Annotated in this window: 2 protein-coding genes; both read right to left on the reverse strand. The window is 41.0% G+C overall.

What is annotated here, in order from left to right:
* Positions 1 to 13 precede the first annotated feature (13 nt).
* Positions 14 to 505: a CvpA family protein gene (locus A3757_RS23140; protein WP_068515765.1), complete on the reverse strand. Its 492-nt coding sequence runs from the start codon at positions 503 to 505 to the stop codon at positions 14 to 16.
* A gap of 104 nt (positions 506 to 609) precedes the next feature.
* Positions 610 to 925: SPOR domain-containing protein (locus A3757_RS23145; RefSeq protein ID WP_231878361.1), on the reverse strand; the 316-nt coding region annotated here is incomplete at its 5' end.

The following is a 925-nucleotide window of genomic DNA, read 5'->3' on the forward strand; positions in this document are numbered from 1 at the left end:
AAAAACGTTTCTATCAAACTTTGGTTTCTTTATGACTTTCGAATACTGATCGAGACCATTGCTCTAATATAGACAAATTCTCGATCATTACCGAATTTTGCCACCAGTCGCTTTGCTCAAAAGGCGTTAAGCGAACAATGGCTACAAGCACAACTGCAAGAATTAACCCCCTGGCAAGACCAAACACAATTCCTAGCATTCTATCTATTGGGGTTAAGCCAGTTAAACGTATCAAAGCACCAACAATGAAGTTGATACCAGCACCCACCAGCAAGGTACCTATAAACAACATAATAAATGCTGCGATGGTTCTTAGTACTGGTTCATTAATTGAGTCAATCAATAAGGTTTGGAGATTAGGATGAAAGCTGCGCGCCACAATAAAGGCAACCACCCATGTAGCAAGCGACAAGGCTTCCTTAACAAAACCTCGCCTGAGACTCATTAAACTTGAAAGTGAGATAATGACGATGAGCGTCCAGTCGGCCCAATTTAAACCTGACATTTAAAGCGCATTAACCCCGTTAGTCTCTGACTTGCAATGATACATTTAACCCAAACAAATGATATCCAAAAAACAGGCGCGCATAATAACAAAGATAATGGGGGTTACGCATCAAAAAAGATGAGTCGACTATCAACCTTATACTTTTGGTCGAGTTTCTTCTTGGTTTTTTCAGCTTCACGCTTCTTAACAAAAGGACCGGTGAAGACCCTAATCGCTTTTTTACCGCCCAACAAAACTTCTTTTGTATGCCCGTCAAAACCATCGGCCCTGAGTTTGTCTCTTAGCTTATAAGCGTTCTCAGTTTTACTAAACGTTCCTAACTGAACCATCCAAATATTTTTAAAAACGGGCAAATGCGACACTTTTGGCTTGGAAGCCAGTGGACGTTTAGAGGCTGCTACGACAGGCTTAACTTCT

This window comes from Oleiphilus sp. HI0117 (assembly GCF_001635235.1).

Coding starts and splice junctions, on each gene's coding strand:
- A3757_RS23140 (WP_068515765.1), bottom strand. CDS start 505: ATGTCAGGTTTAAATTGGGCCGACTGGACGCTCATCGTCATTATCTCA.